The organism is Halomonas sp. ML-15 (genome assembly GCF_014779595.1).
Taxonomy (GTDB): Bacteria; Pseudomonadota; Gammaproteobacteria; order Pseudomonadales; family Halomonadaceae; genus Franzmannia.
Window position 1 is genome coordinate 347763 of record NZ_JACXZT010000010.1, and the last position, 19573, is coordinate 367335.

18 protein-coding genes are annotated in these 19573 nt (G+C 64.3%); 12 read left to right on the forward strand and 6 right to left on the reverse strand.

The features are described 5' to 3' along the window. Nucleotides 1–143 precede the first annotated feature (143 nt). The gene (locus IEI94_RS08595) at nucleotides 144–581 is read left to right on the forward strand and encodes a hypothetical protein (protein ID WP_191166877.1); all 438 of its coding nucleotides are present in this window, start codon (nucleotides 144–146) and stop codon (nucleotides 579–581) included. A 125-nt stretch (nucleotides 582–706) separates the two neighbouring features. Here the strand turns inward: IEI94_RS08595 and IEI94_RS08600 are convergent, their stop codons facing one another. The 4 genes from IEI94_RS08600 to IEI94_RS08615 form a co-directional block, all read right to left on the reverse strand. Further along, a complete protein-coding gene (locus IEI94_RS08600) occupies nucleotides 707–1891 on the reverse strand; it encodes a thiolase family protein (RefSeq protein WP_191166878.1) in 1185 nt (394 codons plus the stop codon). A gap of 239 nt (nucleotides 1892–2130) precedes the next feature. Continuing rightward, nucleotides 2131–3363, reverse strand: a complete 1233-nt coding sequence (locus tag IEI94_RS08605; RefSeq protein ID WP_191166879.1) for a DUF3422 domain-containing protein — start codon at nucleotides 3361–3363, stop codon at nucleotides 2131–2133. A 125-nt stretch (nucleotides 3364–3488) separates the two neighbouring features. Beyond that, nucleotides 3489–4589, reverse strand: coding sequence for an ACR3 family arsenite efflux transporter (gene arsB, locus IEI94_RS08610; protein WP_191166880.1), 1101 nt, complete (start codon nucleotides 4587–4589; stop codon nucleotides 3489–3491). A 139-nt stretch (nucleotides 4590–4728) separates the two neighbouring features. Beyond that, entirely contained in the window at nucleotides 4729–5916 is a 1188-nt protein-coding gene (locus IEI94_RS08615) for an acetyl-CoA C-acyltransferase (RefSeq protein ID WP_191166881.1), read from the reverse strand. A gap of 259 nt (nucleotides 5917–6175) precedes the next feature. Between IEI94_RS08615 and IEI94_RS08620 the strand changes: the two genes are divergently transcribed. From IEI94_RS08620 to pepN, 5 genes are all read left to right on the forward strand, one after another. Further along, entirely contained in the window at nucleotides 6176–6754 is a 579-nt protein-coding gene (locus tag IEI94_RS08620) for a TetR/AcrR family transcriptional regulator (protein WP_191166882.1), read from the forward strand. A gap of 137 nt (nucleotides 6755–6891) precedes the next feature. After that, the gene (locus IEI94_RS08625; RefSeq protein WP_191166883.1) at nucleotides 6892–8697 is read left to right on the forward strand and encodes an acyl-CoA dehydrogenase C-terminal domain-containing protein; all 1806 of its coding nucleotides are present in this window, start codon (nucleotides 6892–6894) and stop codon (nucleotides 8695–8697) included. Between the two features lie 224 nt (nucleotides 8698–8921). Continuing rightward, nucleotides 8922–9455 (forward strand): Hsp20/alpha crystallin family protein, encoded by a 534-nt coding sequence (locus IEI94_RS08630; RefSeq protein ID WP_191166884.1) that lies wholly within the window; start codon nucleotides 8922–8924, stop codon nucleotides 9453–9455. 182 nt (nucleotides 9456–9637) lie between these two features. Beyond that, nucleotides 9638–10039 carry a YbaN family protein gene (locus IEI94_RS08635; RefSeq protein WP_191166885.1) on the forward strand — a complete coding sequence of 134 codons (402 nt, stop codon included), beginning with the start codon at nucleotides 9638–9640 and terminating at the stop codon, nucleotides 10037–10039. A gap of 92 nt (nucleotides 10040–10131) precedes the next feature. Beyond that, complete coding sequence (gene pepN / locus IEI94_RS08640; RefSeq protein WP_191166886.1) at nucleotides 10132–12774, forward strand: aminopeptidase N; 2643 nt, start codon at nucleotides 10132–10134, stop codon at nucleotides 12772–12774. Between the two features lie 22 nt (nucleotides 12775–12796). On the opposite strand, the gene IEI94_RS08645 is transcribed toward pepN, so the two are convergent. Further along, nucleotides 12797–13135 carry a hypothetical protein gene (locus IEI94_RS08645; protein ID WP_224750009.1) on the reverse strand — a complete coding sequence of 113 codons (339 nt, stop codon included), beginning with the start codon at nucleotides 13133–13135 and terminating at the stop codon, nucleotides 12797–12799. Between the two features lie 61 nt (nucleotides 13136–13196). Between IEI94_RS08645 and IEI94_RS08650 the strand changes: the two genes are divergently transcribed. The 5 genes from IEI94_RS08650 (at nucleotide 13197) to IEI94_RS08670 (ending at nucleotide 18150) form a co-directional block, all read left to right on the forward strand. Beyond that, on the forward strand, nucleotides 13197–13892 hold the full coding sequence (locus tag IEI94_RS08650; protein ID WP_191166887.1) for an MgtC/SapB family protein: 696 nt from the start codon (nucleotides 13197–13199) through the stop codon (nucleotides 13890–13892). A 60-nt stretch (nucleotides 13893–13952) separates the two neighbouring features. Continuing rightward, nucleotides 13953–14549, forward strand: coding sequence for a LemA family protein (locus IEI94_RS08655; RefSeq protein WP_191166888.1), 597 nt, complete (start codon nucleotides 13953–13955; stop codon nucleotides 14547–14549). Continuing rightward, entirely contained in the window at nucleotides 14550–16478 is a 1929-nt protein-coding gene (locus tag IEI94_RS08660; RefSeq protein WP_224750010.1) for a M48 family metallopeptidase, read from the forward strand. It abuts the gene before it with no gap. Nucleotides 16479–16540: 62 nt separating this feature from the next. Next, complete coding sequence (yegS, locus tag IEI94_RS08665) at nucleotides 16541–17446, forward strand: lipid kinase YegS (RefSeq protein WP_191166889.1); 906 nt, start codon at nucleotides 16541–16543, stop codon at nucleotides 17444–17446. A gap of 107 nt (nucleotides 17447–17553) precedes the next feature. Continuing rightward, nucleotides 17554–18150, forward strand: a complete 597-nt coding sequence (locus IEI94_RS08670) for a hypothetical protein (protein WP_191166890.1) — start codon at nucleotides 17554–17556, stop codon at nucleotides 18148–18150. 166 nt (nucleotides 18151–18316) lie between these two features. Here the strand turns inward: IEI94_RS08670 and IEI94_RS08675 are convergent, their stop codons facing one another. After that, nucleotides 18317–18523, reverse strand: a complete 207-nt coding sequence (locus IEI94_RS08675; RefSeq protein WP_191166891.1) for a cold-shock protein — start codon at nucleotides 18521–18523, stop codon at nucleotides 18317–18319. A 346-nt stretch (nucleotides 18524–18869) separates the two neighbouring features. Between IEI94_RS08675 and IEI94_RS08680 the strand changes: the two genes are divergently transcribed. Beyond that, on the forward strand, nucleotides 18870–19514 hold the full coding sequence (locus IEI94_RS08680) for a LysE family translocator (RefSeq protein WP_191166892.1): 645 nt from the start codon (nucleotides 18870–18872) through the stop codon (nucleotides 19512–19514). Nucleotides 19515–19573 lie beyond the last annotated feature (59 nt).

The window sequence follows — 19573 nt, forward strand, 5'->3', positions numbered from 1 at the left end:
TTGGCAGATGGAGTTCCTGTTTGCCACTCGAATTAGCCCAAAGTGTAAGGGCTTGTGAGCGATTACTTGCCTTGGGTCAATTTCCCGGCGTGACTCGCTCACTCTTTGCTTAGGGCACGCCAACAAGAGCGATAGGAGTCGAGATGGCGGTACTAGTGGAAGCCACCGCAATACTGATTCGCGCGGCAGCAGTCGAGACACGGGTCGCTGGTGGCTGGGGCGCCCTGGGCGCCAGCCTGCCGCAATCGGGCGTATGCTCCGACGACGAGCTGGTCAGCATCAGCCTGTTCGACCCGGCCGAGGTGCGGGGCCTGGTGGATCGCCTGGTGACGCTAGGGCTGCGTTTTGGCTGGGAGGGAAATTTCGAGGATATTGCCTTTGCCGACCAGAAGCGCGGCCTGATCACCCCCTGCGATTGGCTGACCTTCGAGACCACCAATATCGGCATCGGTGGTACGCCGCCCAGCGTGGCGATCTGCCGCCTGGCCGGCAGTCACAGCCATGAGCTGCGGGTGCCGGACGGTTGGCGCTACCAGGGCTCGCTCAGCGAGGCGTTCGGGGCAGAGGGAAGCGGGCGCTGAATCCGGATTGTCAGCGCCCTGATCTATCGCTTTTCCTCAGTGACGTCTTCAAGGCACCCGCTCTTGCGGCAAGCTGTATTGCGGCGTTAAGGCTCCCGGTGTCGAGATACGGGAAGCCGAGAGGCCTAGAGCGTTTCCAGCGCCAGGGCGATGCCCTGACCGCCACCGATGCACAGGGTGACGATGCCGCGACGCTCGCCGTTGCGCTGCATGGCATGCAACAGGCGGGTGGTCAGTACCGCGCCGCTGGCGCCGATGGGGTGGCCGTGGGCGATGGCGCCGCCCTCCACATTGACGATCTCTTGCGGCAGGCCGAGCTCGCGCTGGCAGGCCAGGGCGATGGCGGCGAAGGCCTCGTTGATCTCCACCCGGTCGAGATCACCCACCGACCAGCCAGCGCGCTCGAGGGCCTGCTTGACCGCTGGCACCGGGCCGATGCCGAAGTAGTCGGGCTCCACTGCGCCGACGCCGAAGGCCACCAGCCTGGCCATGGGGGTGAGGCCCTGCTTTTCGGCCCAGTCGCGCTCGGCGACGATCATCGCCGCCGCGCCGCTGTTGAGTCCCGGGGCGTTACCCGCGGTGATGGTGCCCTCCTTGCGGAAGGCCGGCTTGAGCCTGGCGAGGGACTCCGCAGTGGTGTCGCCGCGGTTGTGCTCGTCACGAGCGAATGTCGTGGTGCCCTTGCGGCTGGTGAGCTCGATGCCGGCGATCTCGGCATCGAAGTGGCCGGCCTCTTGGGCCTTTGAGAAGTTCAGCTGGGAGCGCAGTGCCCAGGCATCCTGGTCATCGCGGGAGATGGCGTAGCGGCTGACCAGGTCTTCGGTGTGCCAGCCGGAGTGCTTGCCGCTGAAGGCGTCGTTGAGGCCGTCGAAGAGCATGGTGTCGTGCATGGTCACGTCGCCCATGCGCGCGCCCCAGCGGCCCTGGGGGAGGATATAGGGCGCACGGTCCATGTTCTCCATGCCGCCGGCGATGGCGCAGTCGGCCATACCGCTCCAGATCTCCATGGCGGCGCTGGCCACGGCCTGGGCGCCGGAGCCGCAGACCCGGTTAACGGTGAGCGCCGGCACTTCCACCGGCAGCCCGCCGCCGATACCGGCCTGGCGGGCGGCGTTCATGCGACAGCCGGCCTGGATGACATGCCCCATGATCAGCGATTGTACCTTGTCAGCGGCCAGGCCGGATCGAGACAGGGTTTCCTGGATGACTCGCGCGCCCAGATCCGTGGCGGGGGTGTCCTTGAGGCTGCCACCGTAGGTGCCGATGGCGGTACGAACGGGATGGCAGATGACGACGTCGCGAGATGGCATGGTGAAATCCTTTTGATGGTAGGGGACTATCGCGGAGGAGTGATCCTCTATTTAGCACAACAACTGGCCCCGTCAGCGTGACGTGCATCAAGAGAAGGCGTGTAAGCAGCAGACAGTGGGTCAAACACGATGACGAGATGGGAATAGCGATCCAGAAAGCTCGGGATCCTTGCGGGCCCAGCATAGGCAGCAGGTCTGGATCTCATGGAAGGGGATGGGCGGTGGGCGGTGGGCAGTGATCAGTGATTCTTGACGCGCTGTATGCGCCAGGCCAGCAAGCCGATGATCCCCAGACCCAAGGGCCCGAGCACCGCTGCCGCGACGATCGGCTCAATCACGACGCCCAAAGCGTCGAGGCTCTGCAGCCCGAGTTTGAACAGGCTGAAGAGGTAGTAGCTGATGACGATGATCGATAGTCCTTCGACCGCCTTCTGGATCTTCAATTGGCTGCTGGTGCGCTCGTTGAGACTTTGCAGGATCGCTGAGTTCTGCTCCTCGATCTCAACCTGTGCGCGGGTCCGCAACAGATCGTTTAGCCGGGCCACGCTCTCCGCCAGATTTTCCTGGCGCTGATTGATCGCGGCGCAGTAGTGCACGGTCGGGCGGAAGCGTCTGAGGATAAAGGTCCCCAGGCGAGGACGGTCGCCCAAGCGCTCCTCGCGTAGCTCCTCGATGCGGTTGAATACGATCCGCGCATACGCCTCGGTAGCGCTGAAGCGCTGGCGCGAGCGAGCACCGGCATTCTCGAGCCGTGCCGAGAGCGCGGAGATCGCTGCCAGCAGCGGCCGGTAGCTCACCTCCTTGTCCGCGGTATTACGCTCCGATAGATCGCCGAGCTGCAACTCGTAATCGTGCAGCTCAAGGCTCATCTCCTTGGCCACAGGCAGGGCCAGCGACGCCATCATGCGATAGGTCTCGATCTCCAGCAGCCGACGGGTCATGCGTCCTAGGCGGAAGGCATTCAGGCCTCGGTTGATCAACAGTAGACGATTCACGCCTGCCGCGGTGAGCCGGAAGTCGCTCCACACCGTGGCCCCGCCATCGCCCAAGCTCGAACCGGCGGGATCGCGAAAGCCGTAGGCCTCGGCGTCGCCGCTCCAGGCGTCCTCGGCCTCCACCAGGATCAGGCTGGCGTTGATCAGCGCCCGGCTATGCTTGGCAACGATGTCCGCCAGCAGCGGCGGGGGCGATGGCCAGGTCTCGCCACGCTCGGACCTGGCGACCAGCAGCGTGAGGGTGAAAAACTCGGTATGGCGCTCCCACTTCAAGGTCTGGTCGCCGAGGTCGAGAATCTCCTGGGCGGCCTCGATGTCCGGGGTCTTTCCCGCCACCTCTGAGATCCGGCCAAGAATGTCCGCGGCGATGCCGTCGTCGTCGAGGAAGGCGTAGTGATGGATATGCGCCGGGTCCTCGAAGTAGATCGAGGGCCGGGCATGGAGTTCATTGTGCAGTCGGGCGCGCTGGGGATGCATGTCGGGGCCAGGGAAGGGGAGCGTCTTTCGAGACTAGAGGCTGTTTCCGCCCAGGCCAAGTGCCCCGTTCAACGTGTCGACCCGAGGGGGTGTCGCCACTCACCGGTTCGGGCGGTGATCCCGGGTCAGCCTTTTGCCTCGGCGGCGACTGGTGCATCGGCGGTCGGAAAGTGGTGCCGGGTCTTGTTGGCGATGCGCACCAGGGCCAGCATCAGCGGTACCTCCACCAGCACGCCTACCACCGTGGCCAGGGCGGCGCCGGACTGCAGGCCGAACAGGGCGATGGCGGCGGCCACCGCCAGCTCGAAGAAGTTGCTGGCACCGATCATCGCCCCGGGTGCGGCGACGTTGTGAGGCACCCTCCAGGCCTTGGCCCAGCCGTAGGCGATAAAGAAGATCAGAAAGGTCTGGATGATCAGCGGGATCGCGATAAGCACGATATGCAGCGGGTTGGCGATGATCACGTCGCCCTGGAAGGCGAACAGCAGCACCAGGGTGATGATCAGGCCGATGGGGGTGATCGGCGCCATCTTCTTCATAAAGACGTTGTCGAACCACTCGATGCCGCGCCGCTTGATCAGCGCCTGGCGCGTCAGGTAGCCGGCGGCCAGCGGGATGACGATATACAGCACCACCGACAGGATGACCGTGTCCCAGGGCACCTGGATATTCGAGACGCCGAGCAGGAAGACCACGATGGGGGCGAAGGCGAACAGCATGATCAGGTCGTTGACTGCCACCTGTACCAGGGTATAAGCGGCGTCGCCGCGGGTCAGATAGCTCCACACGAAGACCATGGCGGTGCAGGGGGCGGCGCCCAGCAGGATGGCGCCGGCCAGGTATTCACTGGCGCGCTCCGCGGGGATCAGCGGCGCGAAGACCACCATCAGAAAGAACCAGGAGATGGCGAACATGCTGAACGGCTTGATCAGCCAGTTCACCGAGGTGGTGATGATCAGCCCCTTGGGCTGGCGGCGCACGCCGAGGATCGAGGTGAAGTCGATCTGCAGCATCATGGGGAAAATCATCGCCCAGATCAGGATCGCTACCGGGATCGATACCTGGGCATACTCGAAGCGCGACAGCATTTCGGGAATGGCCGGCGCGAACTGACCGAGCAGGATGCCGGCGACAATGGCCAGCGCCACCCACAGCGATAGGAAGCGTTCGAACACTCCCATGCCCTCGGAGACGCTGGGTGCCTGGGATTCCTGGGGTGCTGTCATGGCATGCATCCTGCTTGGGTAACAATGCCACCATGATATACGTCAAAGCATATATGCTCAAGCGTATATAGGGTCTTGCAGTGAGATGGCGACCCCGGAGGTAGGCGCCCTCGCTGGCGAGGGCGCACCCGGACAGCGCTTAGTCGGTCAGTTCCACCGCAATCGCCGTGGCTTCACCGCCACCGATGCACAGGCTGGCGATACCCCGCTTGCCGCCGGTGACGCGCAGGGCGTTGATCAGGGTGGCGATGATCCGCGAGCCGGTAGAGCCGACAGGGTGGCCCTGGGCGCAGGCACCGCCGAAGACGTTGACCTTGGCGTGGGGAATCTTGAGGTCGTCCATGGCCATCAGGGTGACCACGGCGAAGGCCTCGTTGACCTCGAACAGATCGACATCCTCGACTGTCCAGTCGAGCCGCTCGAGCAGCGAGGCAATGGCGCCCACCGGTGCGATGGTGAACTCGCTGGGGTGGCGCGAGAAGGTGCTGTGGCCGAGCACCCGAGCGATGGGCGTCAGGCCGTGGGCCTGAGCCGCAGCGCGGCTGGCCACGATCACCGCCGAGGCGCCGTCGGAGATCGAGCTGGCGTTGGCGGCGGTGATGGTGCCGTCCTTGGCGAAGACCGGGCGCATGCTGCGGATCTTGTCGAGCTTGGCCTGGAACGGCTGTTCGTCATGCTCCACCAGCGTCTCGCCGCTGCGCGAGGTGACCGTGACCGGCGCCATCTCGGCCGCCAGGTGACCGGCTTCATGGGCGGCCATGGCGCGCTCCAGCGAGGCGATGGCGAAGTCGTCCATGCGCTCGCGAGCATAGCCACGCTGGTCGGCGACCTGCTGGGCGAAGGCGCCCATCAGTTGGCCGGTTTCGGCGTCCTCGAGACCGTCGTAAAACATATGGTCCTTGAGCTCGCCGTGGCCCAGGCGATAGCCGCTACGTGCCTTGGTCAGGATATGCGGCGCGTTGGACATCGACTCCATGCCGCCGGCCAGGATCAGCTCGCCGCTGCCTGCACGGATCAGATCATGGGCCAGCATCACTGCTTTCATGCCCGAGCCGCACAGCTTGTTGATGGTGGTGGCGCCGACCTGGTCGGGAATGCCGGCCTGACGCATCGCCTGGCGTGCCGGCCCCTGCTTGACGCCACCGGGCAGCACGCAGCCGAGAAAGCCTTCATCGATCTCGTCGGGCTCGATGGCGGCGCGCTCGATGGCGGCGCGGATCGCCACCGCGGCGAGCTCGGGAGCGGTGAGGCTCGCCAGGCTGCCGAGCATGCCGCCCATCGGGGTGCGAGCGGCGGAGAGAATAACGATGTCATCTGAATTGGCCATGGGTAACTCCTCGAAGGGGGGCGCAATTGACCCGTCGGGCGGGGCTATGCTTTGCTCCAGCATAACCAAGCAAGCGCTAGGCCTGTTGACGTTTCGCTCACGGGCCCAGCCCTTCGGGTTGCGCCTCCAAGAGTGCCATACGGCGTTGCAAAACTTGAAAAGGGAACCACCCTTCCCTGCGTTTTGCGCCTTGTCTGGCACTCTTTGAGGCAGCAACGCGGTTCGCGATGAAACGTCAACAGACCCTAGTGTAAATGCGATGAATGTAGCGACCGACTCTCCACGGCGCCAGGAATTGATCCGGGTCGCCGCGCGTCTGTTCATGCAGCAGGGCTTTGATCGCACCACGGTGCGCATGCTGGCCGACGCCATGGGTATCAAGTCGGGTAGCCTGTTCCACCACTTCGCCGATAAGCAGGAGATTCTCTGCGCGGTGATCGAGGACAGCACACGCAATGCCCTGGTCAGCGCGCGCAAGGCCGTGAGCCGGGCCGATGCCACGTCGCGTTCGCAGCTGCTGGCGCTGGCCCGGGTCCACCTCGATACCCTGCACGACGATCGACACGCCCATGGGGTGGCGCTCTACGAGTGGCGGCGTCTCAACGACGAGGATCGCGAGCACCTCACCCACCTGCGCGACGCCTACGAGGCGCTCTGGTATCAGGTCATCGACGAGGCGCGCCAGGCGGGGCTGGTCCAGGGCGATTCGGCGATCGTCACTCGCTTCGCGCTCGGCGCGCTCAACTGGACGGCGCGCTGGTTTGACCCTGATGGGCCGATGGATACCGCTCGGCTGGCCGACGAGCTGGTAGATATGATCCTGATCCCGTCACCTTGAATTGCCCCTCCGCCACTAAGGTCGTAGTCCTGTAGCCAAACGAACGCTTGACTGCAAGCCGCTTGGCGGCTAATTTCAAACGCATGTTTGAAAGCGCCGCCGGCGCTTTCCTGCGCTCGATGTGAGGAGACTGCAAGATGCCCGACTACCAGGCCCCGCTGCGCGATTTGCGCTTCGTGATGGACGAGATGCTCGACTTTCCGGCCCACTACGCTGCCTTGCCGGGGGGCGATGACGCTTCGCCTGACGTAGTCGCGGCGATTCTCGAGGAGGGGGCGCGTTTCTCCCGCGAGGTGCTGCTGCCGCTCAACCAGAGCGGCGACCGCGAGGGCTGTCTGCTGGAGGGGGGCGACGTCAAGGCACCCAAAGGCTTCAAGCAGGCCTACCAGCAGTATGTCGAGGGCGGCTGGCCGAGCCTCTCCGCCGAACCTGAGTTCGGGGGCCAGGGCCTGCCGCACTCGCTGGGCATGGTGCTCTCCGAGATGATCTGCGCCACCAACCTGGCATGGGGCATGTACCCGGGGCTCTCCCACGGCGCCGCCGACGCGCTGCGCCACCACGGCAGCGATGCGCAGAAGGCCACCTACCTGACCAAGCTTGTCGAGGGTGTGTGGACCGGCACCATGTGCCTCACCGAGCCGCACTGCGGTACCGATCTGGGCTTGATCAAGACCCGCGCCGTGCCCACTGTCGACGGCGCTTACGACATCACTGGCACCAAAATCTTTATCTCCGCCGGTGAGCACGATATGGCCGAGAATATCGTTCACCTGGTGCTGGCCAAGCTGCCGGATGCCCCCGAGGGCTCCAAGGGTATCTCGCTGTTCGTGGTGCCCAAGTTTCTGCCCGATGCCGACGGCAACCCCGGCCAGCGCAACGGCGTGAGCTGCGGCTCGCTGGAGCACAAGATGGGCATCCATGGCAACGCCACCTGTGTGATGAACTTCGACACCGCCAAGGGCTACCTGGTGGGCGCGCCCAACAAGGGCCTGGCGTGCATGTTCACGATGATGAACGTGGCGCGTATCGGGGTCGGCATCCAGGGGTTGGGCGTTACCGAGGCGAGCTTCCAGAACTCCCTGGCCTATGCCCGTGATCGCCTGCAGATGCGCGCGCTGTCCGGTGCCAAGGCGCCGGAGAAGGCCGCTGATCCGATCATCGTGCACCCCGACGTGCGGCGCATGCTGCTGACCCAGAAGGCCTTCGCCGAGGGCGGCCGGATGCTGGTGCTGTATACCGCGCAGATGGTCGATGTGGTCGAGCACGGTCAGGACGCCGCCGAGCGCGAGCACGCCGAGACGCTGCTGGGTCTGCTCACGCCGATCGTCAAGGCGTTCCTCACCGAGGTCGGCTTCGAAGCCACCAACGAGGGCGTGCAGGTGTTCGGTGGCCACGGCTTCATCCAGGAGTGGGGCATGGAGCAGCTGGTTCGCGATGCGCGTATCACGCGTCTCTACGAGGGCACCACCGGCATCCAGGCCCTCGACCTGCTGGGCCGCAAGGTGCTGATGAGCCAGGGCGAAACACTCAAGGTGTTCACCAAGGAAATTCACAAGTTCTGTCAGGCCGAAGCCGACAACCCGGCGCTGGCCGAATTTATCAAGCCACTGGCCAAGCTCAACGCCGAGTGGGGCGAGCTGACCATGGGCGTCGGGATGAAGGCGATGCAGGACCGCGAGGAAGTCGGTGCGGCCAGCGTCGACTATCTGATGTACTCCGGCTACGTGACCCTGGCCTACCTCTGGGCGCGGGCTGCCAAGCAGGCCAGCGCGGCGCTGGAGGGCGAGGAGGCGGCTTTCTACCAGGCCAAGCTCGACACCGCACGCTTCTATTACCAGCGACTGCTGCCGCGTACCCGTGGCCATGCCGCCATGGTGCAGGCGGGAGCCGGCTCGCTGATGGCGATCTCTGCCGAGGACTTTGGCCTGGGCTTCGAGATCTAACCTCTACACGATTGTCTCTCTCGGTCAGGCGCTCTGACTGAACCGCTTGAGGCGGCCCGCTTGGGCCGCCTTTTTTTGCTTGTCGGAAGTTGCAACGGCGAGCGCTCAGGTGGCCTTGAAATTGTGCCGACCGCCACCAGATATTTTAAAGCCAAGGGGCAACCCGAGGCGCTAAGTGTTTCGATTTGCGTCACATGTTGGAAAGATCAGACAGGAGGTGGCGTATGAATCTGCAAAAACTCTCTCCCTGGAACTGGTTCAAGAGCGAGAACGCCGATGCGCCCACTCCGCCGTCCGCGGTGGAGCCACGTCGGGGTGAACTCTCGCCCTTCTTGAGTATGCATCAGGAGCTGGATCGCTGGATGGACAGCGTCATGCGGCAGTTCGGCATGTCGTCCCTGGAAAGCCGCGTTAGCGACCTGCCAGGATTGCTGCAGCCACGGCTCGATATTGCCGAGCGCGACAGCGAGTACGTGATCAGCGTCGAGGTGCCAGGAGTCGAGGAGAAAGACATCACTCTCTCCCTGGATGACCATCGCCTGGTCATCGAAGGTGAAAAGCGCCAGGAGAGCCGTACTGACGATAACCAGCTCCATCGTATCGAGCGCTCCTATGGCCGGTTCCGGCGCGTGTTGGACCTGCCTGCGGATGCCAGGGACGAGGATATCAAGGCCTCTTTCAACCACGGGGTGCTGACGGTACGGGTGCCGCGCAGCGAGCAGGCCAGGGCGGCTCGCCGTGAAATCCCCATTCAGTGAGAGCGCTTGACAAGGCTATGGAGCTCGCCGGTAGGCGAGCTTTTTTTATGTGCGCCAGGCATGGCGCTGTTGCGGGAGATGGTGCCTCTCAACCAGCACCATAGGGATCGGCGATTGGCCACAGCAGTCGTGATGAACTTTAATGAGGTCTAGGGAATCATCCTCACTGCCGGAGGAAGCGCATGTTATCGCTTCGCCGTGTTGCCTACATTGCATTGGCTTGGGTCAGCTTCTGCCTCGGCATGATCGGTGTCGTAGTGCCGCTGATGCCGACCACCTGCTTTATGCTGCTGGCGGTATGGGCCGCTTCTCGCGGTTCACCGCGCTTTGCCCAGTGGATTCGCGAACATCCGCGCTTTGGCGCCTCGGTGGTCGCCTGGGAGCGCGAGCGGGCGATTCCGCGTCGCGCCAAGGGCGTCGCGGTGCTGATGCTGGTTTTCTCGGTCGCGGTGCTGCTGCTGACGGTGCCCAGCGCGATCGTCAAGCTGGCGCTGGTCACCGGCCTCGGTCTGCTGGCGGTGTGGATCGTGACTCGCCCGTCACCCGTTGATGGATCGGGCCCCTTCACCAATCAGGTCCGGTGATGGTGCCGATATGGTCGCGCCGGGAGAGGCTTTGAGTCTGGCGACCGCTGGGCCGTACAATGGGAACAATTTCCGAACAGGAGCGTTCCTCGATGTCAGCACCCCAGCCGACCTACCTTAATGACTACCAGCCGCCCGCGCATCGGGTTACCCACACCGAGCTGACCTTCGATCTCTCGCCCGGGGCTACGCGAGTCAAGGCACGGCTGCACGTGGAGCGTCATCCCGATCGTGCTGATGCCGCCGAATCGCCGCTGGTACTCGACGGCGAGCATCTGCTGCTCAAGGCCATCGCCATCGATGGTCAGCCCCTCGACGCCGACGAGTACCAGGTCGACGACAACCAACTGACTGTGCACCGGGTGCCCGAGCGCTTCCTGCTCGATACCGAGGTCGAGATCGCCCCCGAGGCCAACACCGCGCTGGAGGGCCTCTACCAGTCCAGCGGTATGTACTGCACCCAGTGCGAGGCCGAGGGTTTCCGGCGTATCACCTTCTATCCCGACCGTCCCGATGTGATGGCGACCTTCTCCACCACCCTGATCGGCGATACCCAGCGCGAGCCGGTATTGCTCTCCAACGGTAACCCCATAGAGCGCGGCGAGCTGCCCAACGGCCGCCACTTCGTGACATGGGAAGACCCGCACCCCAAGCCCTGCTACCTGTTCGCGCTGGTGGCCGGCGACCTGCAAAAGGTCGAAGACAGCTTCACCACCATGAGCGGGCGCGAGGTGGCGCTGCAGATCTGGGTCGAAGAGGAGAATCTCGACAAGACCGATCACGCCATGGCCTCGCTGAAGCGTGCCATGAAATGGGACGAGGAGACCTACGGGCGCGAATACGATCTCGACCTGTTCATGATCGTCGCGGTCAACGACTTCAACATGGGCGCGATGGAGAACAAAGGCCTCAACATCTTCAACTCGGCGGCGGTGCTGACGCATCCTCAGACCGCTACCGACGCCGCCTTCCAGCGCGTCGAGGGTATTGTTGCCCACGAATACTTCCACAACTGGTCGGGCAACCGGGTGACCTGTCGCGACTGGTTCCAGCTCTCCCTCAAGGAGGGCTTCACGGTGTTTCGCGACCAGTGCTTCTCGGCGGATACCAACTCGGCGCCGGTCAAGCGCATCGAGGATGTCTCCTTCTTCCGCACAGCCCAATTCGCCGAAGATGACGGCCCTACCGCCCATCCGATTCGTCCCGACCACTACATCGAGATCACCAACTTCTACACCCTGACCATCTACGAGAAGGGCGCCGAGGTGGTGCGCATGCTGCGCAACCTGGTCGGCTGGGAGGCCTTCCGCCAGGGCAGTGATCGCTACTTCGAACGCTTCGACGGCCAGGCAGTGACCATCGAGGACTTCGTCGACTGCATGGCCGAGGCCTCGGGGCTCGACCTCAGCCAGTTCATGCGCTGGTACTCCCAGGCCGGTACCCCGGAGATCGACGCCTACGGCGAGTACGACTACGCCAAGTCCGAGTATCACCTGACACTGCGTCAGCGCACCCCGGCCACCCCGGGTCAGCCCGACAAGCTGCCGCTGCATATCCCGGTTCGCCTGGGCCTGGTCGGCACCAAGTCCGGCGAGGACCTGCGCATGACCCTGGACGGTGAGGTGGTCGGCAAGGACGCGGTGATCCACCTGCGCGAGGAGGAGCAGCATTTCGTCTTCACCGATATCGCCGAGGCGCCGGTGCCGTCGCTGCTGCGCGGCTTCTCGGCGCCGGTCAAGCTGCGCTTCCCCTATGCCCGCGAAGACCTGGCCTTCCTGCTGACCCACGACTCCGATGGCTTCAACCGCTGGGATGCCGGACAGCGGTTGGCGCTGCTGGCCCTGGATGACCTGATCGCCGCTCACCGCAACGGCGTCGAGAAGGTCATGGACGTACGCGTGGTCGAGGCCTTCCGCGGCCTGCTCAGTGCCGAGACCGACGACAAGGCGGTACTGGCGGAGATGCTGACGCTACCCTCCGAAGCCTATATCGCCGAGCAGCAGCCGGTGGTCGACGTCGACGCCATCCACGCTGCGCGCACCTTCGTCAAGCAGTCCCTGGCGGCTTCCCTGCGCGACGACTTCCTGCGCGTCTACTACGACAACGCCAGCGATGCCGCCTACGCTCCTGAGCCCGAGCAGATTGCCGCGCGCAGCCTCAAGAACGTGGCGCTGTCGTACCTGGTGAGCATCGAGGACGAAGAGGGCATCGAACTGGCCCAGCGTCAGTTCAGCGCCGGCCACAACATGACCGACGTGCGTTGCGCACTGACCCTGCTCACCCACAGTTCGCGCGGTGATCTGGCCGACCCAGCACTCAAGCTGTTCAGTGAGAAGTGGGCCCACGACCCGCTGGTCATGGATCAGTGGTTCAGCATCCAGGTAACGCGTCCGCATTCGGACGCCCTCGATCGAGTGAAATTCCTGATGCAGCACCCGGCCTTCTCGCTCAAGAACCCCAATCGCGTGCGCGCCCTGATTGGCGCCTTCGCCGGGCAGAACCGGGTCAACTTCCATCGCATCGACGGCGCCGGCTACCGGCTGCTGGCCGACGTGGTAATCGAGCTCAATCGTCTCAATCCGGAGATCGCCGCGCGCATCATCACCCCGCTGACCCGCTGGCAGCGCTTCGATGAGCAGCGCCAGGCGCTGATGAAAGCCGAGCTGGAGAGAATTCGTGCTGAAGAGCTGTCACCCAACGTCTTCGAGGTGGTGGAGAAGGCGCTGGCCGAGTAGCGCAGACACTTTTCGGACAAGCCTAGCGGCCGATTAGCCAGCTCAGGACAACCAGGCCAAGGAAGGCCCAGATCAGGGTGGCAATCAGACGCCCGGCGAGCAGCGCTCTCAGCGCGCAGTAGAGCATCCATACGCCGACAATCAGCAGCAGCAGGCTGAACAGGGAGGGGTTGATGCCCATGGCGTTGCTGAGCCCGCTGATAAAGCCCTCCAGCGAGCCGCGCAGGCTGGAGAAGAAGATCACCAGCAGATCTACGATCCAGCGCAGGGTCTCGCCGATCAGGGTGCCTAGCCAGTTGAAAAAGCCTTCCATGGGTGTCCTGTGCCGGTGCGGGTCGAGATCACGAATCTGCGGGCTCATGGCGGCCAGGTCAAGTATTGTGGGGCTATGCTGATCAGGGTGTGGGCATGGAGAGGGCACGATGAGCACAGACCAGCTGTTGATGGTGTTCTACCTCGGAGCGGCCTGGCTGGCGGGTAGTCTGATAGGGCTGGAGCGCAGCTATCACGGGCGTCCGGCGGGCTTTCGCACTCACGCCCTGGTATGCCTGGCGTCAGCGCTGCTGATGATGGTCACCACCCATCAGGGCCAGTGGTTCGGCGCCACGGTACCGGCCAGCGCGGTCACCACCGACCCGACGCGCATGGCTCAAGGCATCATGACCGGGATTGGCTTCTTGGGCGCCGGGGTGATCTTCAAGGAGGGGCTGACGGTACGTGGCCTCACCACCGCGGCATCGATCTGGATGACGGCCGCGCTGGGTATTCTCTACGGCATCGGCTTTCTGTTTCCGGCGATCCTGGTGACCATCGTGACGCTGGTCACGCTGTCGCTATTTCGCTGGATGGAGGCGCGTATGCCCAGCCAGCACTTCGCCGACCATGTGCTCTCTTTTGCGGTTGGCAGCGCCCTGGACGAAGCCAGCATGCGTGAGTTGATCGGTGGCCAGGGCTTCCGCATCAAGTCGCTGAGCTACCGACTGGTGCAGCGCGGCACGGTGTACGAGTACCACATGACCCTGCAGACCCTCGATCGGCACAATTTTGGCCGGCTGGCCGAAGCGCTGCGTGATCGCGACGGGGTACTGGAGTTTCGTCTTGCCCCGCTGGCAGAGTAAGCTCGATGGCTGCCACTGATGATTTTCACGGCGCACTGCGCCCCTGACCAGAGACCGGCTATGTCGATGACCAGCATTGTTCTACTCGTGATTGCCGTGGCGCTGATTTTCTACGGCGTCAGCATTTACAACAGCCTGGTGGCGCTGCGCAATCGCTACCAGAACGCCTTTGCCCAGATCGAGGTGCAGCTCAAGCGCCGCTACGACCTGATCCCCAACCTGGTCGAGACCGCCAAGGCCTATATGTCCCATGAGCGTGACACCCTGGAAGCGGTGGTCCAGGCGCGTCAGGGTGCCATGGCCGGCCTGGCATCGGCCGCCGAAAAGCCTGGCGACCCCAAGGCCATGGCTGAGCTGGCCGGCGCCGAGGGTGCGCTAGGTTCGGCGATGGGGCGGCTCAACGTGGTGATGGAGGCGTATCCCGACCTCAAGGCCTCGGCCAACATGCAGCAGCTCAGCGAGACCCTGACCAGTACCGAGAACCGGGTTGCCTTTGCCCGTCAGGCTTTCAACGACGCGGTGATGCAGTACAACACCTACCGCCAGCGCTTCCCGACGGTACTGCTGGCCGGCACCTTCGGCCATGGCGAGGACGCCGCAATGCTGGAGTTCGAGGACAGCGAGGCGATTCAGGAAGCGCCTAAGGTTTCGTTCTAGATGGCGGCGCCGAGCTCGATGGACTTCTTTGCCGCCCAGGATCGCGCCAGGCGTAATACCGGTCGTCTGGTGTTGCTGCTGATCGTCGCCGTGGTCTCGCTGGTGGCAATAGCAACCCTGGCGGTGGCCCTGGTGCTGGTCATCAGTGAGGGCAGCCAGCAGCAGGCGACGGGCGACCCGCTGGCGCGTGCCCTGGACCCGTATCTGTTGGGTACTGTGGCGCTGGGCGTGCTGGCGCTGGTGGTGATGGGCAGCCTGTTCAAGCATCTGCAGCTACGCGCCGGCGGGCGGGCGGTGGCCGAGGCGATGGGCGGCAGGCTGCTCAACGGCAACGCTCGCGACGCCGACGAACAGCGCATGCTCAATGTCGTTGAAGAGATGGCGATCGCCTCAGGAACGCCGGTACCGGCGGTGTATCTGCTCGATGAGCCGGCGATCAACGCCTTCGCTGCCGGGCATTCGCCCCAGGATGCGGTGATCGGGGTTACCCGGGGTGCCATCGAGCGGCTCGACCGCGATGAGCTGCAGGGCGTGGTGGCCCACGAATTCAGCCATATCTTCAACGGTGATATGCGCCTGAATCTGCGCCTGGTAGCGCTGCTCCATGGGCTGCTGCTGATCGGTCTGATCGGCCATATCGTGCTGCGCGGCAGCGCCGGCCGGCGCCTGGCCGGGGGTAATCGCAACAACAATGGCCAGGCCGCGATGCTGGCGTTGGGTGCGGCGCTGATGGTGGTGGGTTACGTCGGTACCCTGTGCGGTAATCTGGTCAAGGCCGCGGTAAGTCGCCAGCGCGAGTTTCTGGCCGACGCCTCGGCGGTTCAATTCACCCGCGATCCGAACGGGATCGGCGGTGCGCTGAAGAAGATTGGCGCCCATCAGCACGGCTCGCAGCTGGAGGCGAGTAACGCCGCCGAGTTCAGCCACCTCTACTTCAGTCGCGGGATCAAAGCCGCCAGCGGCATGCTGGCGACCCATCCGCCCCTCGATGAGCGCATCCGCCGTGTCGACCCGAAGTGGGACGGCGAGCTGCCCAGCACCGCGGAGCGCCGCGATAGCAGCGACGAGGCCCCGGCCGAATCGGCGCCTGCCGGCGAGTCCCGCGGGCGCGATGCCCGAAAGCTGATGGCGCTGGCGTTGGCCACCATTGGCCAGCTCGACCAGGCCCATCTCAACGATGCGCGGCGGCGCCTGGATGCACTCGACCCGCAGCTGCTGGAAGCCGCTCACGACCCCTGTGCCGCGCGCGCGGTGGCCTATGGTGTATTGATCCATCTCGATCCCGAGACTCGGACGGCGCAGCGTGAGCTGCTCGAGGGCGTGGCCGACCCCGCCGTGCTGCGCGAGCTGGACGCTCTCGATGCGCCATTGGCGGCGCTGCCCGCCGACCAGCGACTGGTACTGATCGAGCTTGCCATCCCGCTACTCAAGCAGCTCTCCACGGCACAGTACGCGACCTTCAAGCTGTGTCTGGAGCGCTTGATCGCTGCCGAATCGGCGCCCGGCGCGCTGCACTGGGCGCTCTACCGGGTGCTGGTGCAGGGCGTTGAAGGGCGTCATACGCGGCGCCGCGACCGCCCCCTCTCGGCGCTGGCCGAGCCGGCGGCGGCGCTGCTGTCGAGCATGGCGCGTGCGGGCACGGACGATGCGAAGGAGGCTCGGCGCGCCTTCGCTGCCGGGGTGGCCACGCTGGCACCAATGGCGCTCGACTATGTGCCCGGACCGACCCCCTTCAGTGAACTGGACCTGAGCCTGGATCGCCTGCAGCGGCTTAACGGTGACGGGCGTCGGCAGCTGCTCGCGGCGCTGGCCGAATGTGTCGAGCATGATGGCCGGGTCAGCCCGGGTGAAGCCGAGCTGTTCCGGGCCCTGGCCGAGGCCCTGGACTGTCCGCTGCCGCCGCTGCTCGATGCTGGTGAAACCAACTAAGAGGCTGGCCAAGCTGCGCACGGCGCGGCATGATGCCGTTATCCCCCCATGAGATGGAGCTCATGACTGACGACACGGCACGTGTGATTCTCAATGGCAAATCGGCTCAGCTACCGGAGGTCAGGGAGGCGGTTCAGGCGCTGCGTGAAGCGGGTGCGGACCTCGAGGTGCGGGTCACCTGGGAAGCCGGCGACGCCCTGCGACTCTGCGATGAGGCCAGCCGTGACGGCATCACGCGGTTGATCGCCGGTGGTGGCGACGGCACCGTCAATGAATTGGTCAACGGGCTGATGCGTCTCGCCCCGGCAGCTCGACCCGCGCTCGGCGTGCTCCCCCTGGGCAGCGCCAACGACTTCGCCAACGGCGCAGGTATCCCCCTTGAACCGCGTCAAGCGTTGGCGCTGGCGCTCGAGGCCAGCCCCCACAAGGCTGATGTGGTGCGTTTGGGGAACCATTACTATCTGAACATGGCGTCGTGCGGTTTTGGTGCTGCGGTCACCTCGAGTACCCCCAAGGCCATGAAACGGCTGCTGGGCGGTGGTGCCTACTCGCTGATGGGGGCGTTGGAGGCGTGGCGCTACCAGCCTTACCGCGGCCATATGAGTTGGCCGGAGGGCGAGAGCGATGCTCCACTGTTTCTGCTGGCGATCGGTAATGGCTGCCAGGCTGGCGGTGGCCAGCGGCTGGCGCCCTCTGCCAAACTCGATGACGGTCTGCTGGAGGTGCTGATCGTGCGCGACTTCGAGTCGCTGTCGGGCCTCAAGCAGGCCCTTGATGAACTCGAGGCCCTACCCGCCTGTGGCGAGTATGTGGAGTACTTCCAGACCACCAGGCTGCGCTTCGACAGTGACGCTGTGCTGCCGCTGACCCTCGACGGCGAGCCCTTCGGATGGACGCATTTCGAGGCAAACGTGTTGCCGGGAGAGCTGACGCTATTGCTGCCGGCCAAGTCTCCACTGCTCAGCTAACCGGCCAGTGGGGACCATGCGATCAACGAATCAGGCTTGTGGCCGGGGCACGGCTCTGGTCAAATACTGTCCAATTGTGACGCCGTGATATCAAAGGAGAGGTAAAAATGAGGCATAAACCCTGGATACCAGCGGCCATGGCGCTGGCGCTGAGCCTGGGACTTACCGCCTGCGGTAACGGCGATGATGAGCCGGTGGTGGAAGACGAGCCCGTCGAGGAGACCAGCGGCGAGGCGCCGGTCGAGGATGCTGGCGACGACGACGTCATCATGCCAGACACCGCCGACGATGGCGTCGTGGACGATCCAGACGCCGCCGTACCGGAGGAGCAACCGGCGGATCCTGCCGTCGACGAGCCGGCAGCGGCCGCCGATGAGGATCCTTTCGACGCCGATCAGGCCGGTGACATCGACACGACTGAGACGCTAGGCGAAGGTCCGGATACCCTCGACGATGGCGCGACCCTGCCGGGGGAGACCAGCGACTCCGATATCGATGCCTTCATGGAAGAGACCGAGCGTCGCTTCGAAGAGGCCCAGCGTCAGATCGAGGAGCAGTTTGAGGAGGTCGAGAGCCAGCAGCCGGGCATCGATGGTGACGACTTCGAATTTGACGACAGCCAGTTCGACGAGCCGGACTTTGATGACCAGCCGTCCGAGGGTGCCTTCGACGACGAGTTCACTTCCCCCGACACTCAGAACTGATCTCTCGTCCTGTGTGATCGGTACCGTCAGCACCACAAAAAAGGGCCACCCTCACGGGTGGCCCTTTTTCTTGCCACTTGCCTACCGCTTGGATACGAGGAACATGAAACGGATCATGCGCAGCGCAATGGGCCCAGGCAACTGGCGGTGATCAAGACGTCAACGCTTAGTCGGCGAGCTTGATATTGGCGGCCTGAAGGCCTTTCTTGCCCTGGGTGACCTCGAAGGTCACCTTCTGGCCGTCCTGCAGGGTCTTGAAGCCTTCAGCCTGGATCTCGGAGAAGTGCGCGAACAGGTCATCGCCGCCGTCGTCCGGAGAGATGAAGCCGTAGCCCTTGGTGTCGTTGAACCACTTGACAGTGCCAGTTGCCATTGTCGATTTCCTTAACTAACTAAATGATGGTGCTGGGTCGTCATGCCAAGCATGTACGAGCCCGTAATGCGTAGGTCGAGCGAAGGTGAAAGCGCACGGGGAGTCTCGAAGGAATCGATCAACAGCTGACGACATTCAACTTGCAAACCAACGCAGCGGATAGTGCATCGGCGCCCGGATCAGGATCATTTCGTCGCTGAGAATCCGCTTGCGATGCCCGCCAACCCAACTGTAGATGGAAAAAACCAGAGCGTCCAGGGAATCTCGGCGCCCGCTGGCGGGCTCTCGCCGCTGGCCGAGATGGCGTAGTATAAGCCGCGCCGACACCGCCTGGAGGATCGTTTGCATGCTGCTGGATGCCCAGTTCTGGCCCTTTCTGATTGCCATCACCCTGCTCACCATGAGCCCTGGCGTGGACACCCTGCTGGTGATTCGCAACACCGCCAGGGGCGGCGTGCGCGACGGGGTACTCACCAGCCTGGCGATCTGCTGCGGGCTGTTCGTACATGCCGCGGTATCGGCGCTGGGGATCTCGCTGATCCTGCTGCAGTCGGCCTGGGCCTTTCATCTGCTCAAGCTGGCGGGGGCCGCCTACCTGATCTGGCTCGGGGTACAGAGCCTGCTCAGTGCGCGGCGCGGGGTGGCACTGCCGGTAGCCGCCATGGGCGCCGAGCGCTCGCCGGTGGCGGCCTGGGTGCCACTGCGCGAAGGGCTGCTCTCCAATGTACTCAACCCCAAGACGGTGGTCTTCTACATGGCCTTTCTGCCGCAGTTCATCGCGCCCAGCGACCCGGCCCTGCTCAAGTCGCTGTGGCTGGCTGGCGTGCATTTCCTGATTGCCAACCTGTGGCAGATCGCCATCGTGCTGACAGTGGGGCGCGCCGGCCATTGGCTGGCCAAGCGCTGGGTATCGCGCTGCCTGGAGGGGGCTACCGGCACGGTACTGATCGGCTTTGGCGTCAAGCTGGCGCTGGAGCAGCGCCCGGCCTGATACTGCGACGGGCGACGGGCGACGGGCGACGGGCGACGGGCTGCGGCATATCACCGGAT

Excerpts from the sequence above, each read along its gene's own strand:
- IEI94_RS08615 (WP_191166881.1), bottom strand. The coding sequence starts at position 5,916 with ATGGCCAATTCAGATGACATCGTTATTCTCTCCGCCGCTCGCACCCCG.
- IEI94_RS08635 (WP_191166885.1), top strand. The coding sequence starts at position 9,638 with ATGTTATCGCTTCGCCGTGTTGCCTACATTGCATTGGCTTGGGTCAGC.
- IEI94_RS08605 (WP_191166879.1), bottom strand. The coding sequence starts at position 3,363 with ATGCATCCCCAGCGCGCCCGACTGCACAATGAACTCCATGCCCGGCCC.
- pepN (WP_191166886.1), top strand. The coding sequence starts at position 10,132 with ATGTCAGCACCCCAGCCGACCTACCTTAATGACTACCAGCCGCCCGCG.
- IEI94_RS08660 (WP_224750010.1), top strand. The coding sequence starts at position 14,550 with ATGGCGGCGCCGAGCTCGATGGACTTCTTTGCCGCCCAGGATCGCGCC.
- IEI94_RS08600 (WP_191166878.1), bottom strand. The coding sequence starts at position 1,891 with ATGCCATCTCGCGACGTCGTCATCTGCCATCCCGTTCGTACCGCCATC.
- IEI94_RS08655 (WP_191166888.1), top strand. The coding sequence starts at position 13,953 with ATGTCGATGACCAGCATTGTTCTACTCGTGATTGCCGTGGCGCTGATT.
- yegS (WP_191166889.1), top strand. The coding sequence starts at position 16,541 with ATGACTGACGACACGGCACGTGTGATTCTCAATGGCAAATCGGCTCAG.
- IEI94_RS08625 (WP_191166883.1), top strand. The coding sequence starts at position 6,892 with ATGCCCGACTACCAGGCCCCGCTGCGCGATTTGCGCTTCGTGATGGAC.
- arsB (WP_191166880.1), bottom strand. The coding sequence starts at position 4,589 with ATGACAGCACCCCAGGAATCCCAGGCACCCAGCGTCTCCGAGGGCATG.
- IEI94_RS08620 (WP_191166882.1), top strand. The coding sequence starts at position 6,176 with ATGAATGTAGCGACCGACTCTCCACGGCGCCAGGAATTGATCCGGGTC.
- IEI94_RS08645 (WP_224750009.1), bottom strand. The coding sequence starts at position 13,135 with ATGAGCCCGCAGATTCGTGATCTCGACCCGCACCGGCACAGGACACCC.
- IEI94_RS08675 (WP_191166891.1), bottom strand. The coding sequence starts at position 18,523 with ATGGCAACTGGCACTGTCAAGTGGTTCAACGACACCAAGGGCTACGGC.
- IEI94_RS08650 (WP_191166887.1), top strand. The coding sequence starts at position 13,197 with ATGAGCACAGACCAGCTGTTGATGGTGTTCTACCTCGGAGCGGCCTGG.
- IEI94_RS08595 (WP_191166877.1), top strand. The coding sequence starts at position 144 with ATGGCGGTACTAGTGGAAGCCACCGCAATACTGATTCGCGCGGCAGCA.
- IEI94_RS08670 (WP_191166890.1), top strand. The coding sequence starts at position 17,554 with ATGAGGCATAAACCCTGGATACCAGCGGCCATGGCGCTGGCGCTGAGC.
- IEI94_RS08630 (WP_191166884.1), top strand. The coding sequence starts at position 8,922 with ATGAATCTGCAAAAACTCTCTCCCTGGAACTGGTTCAAGAGCGAGAAC.
- IEI94_RS08680 (WP_191166892.1), top strand. The coding sequence starts at position 18,870 with ATGCTGCTGGATGCCCAGTTCTGGCCCTTTCTGATTGCCATCACCCTG.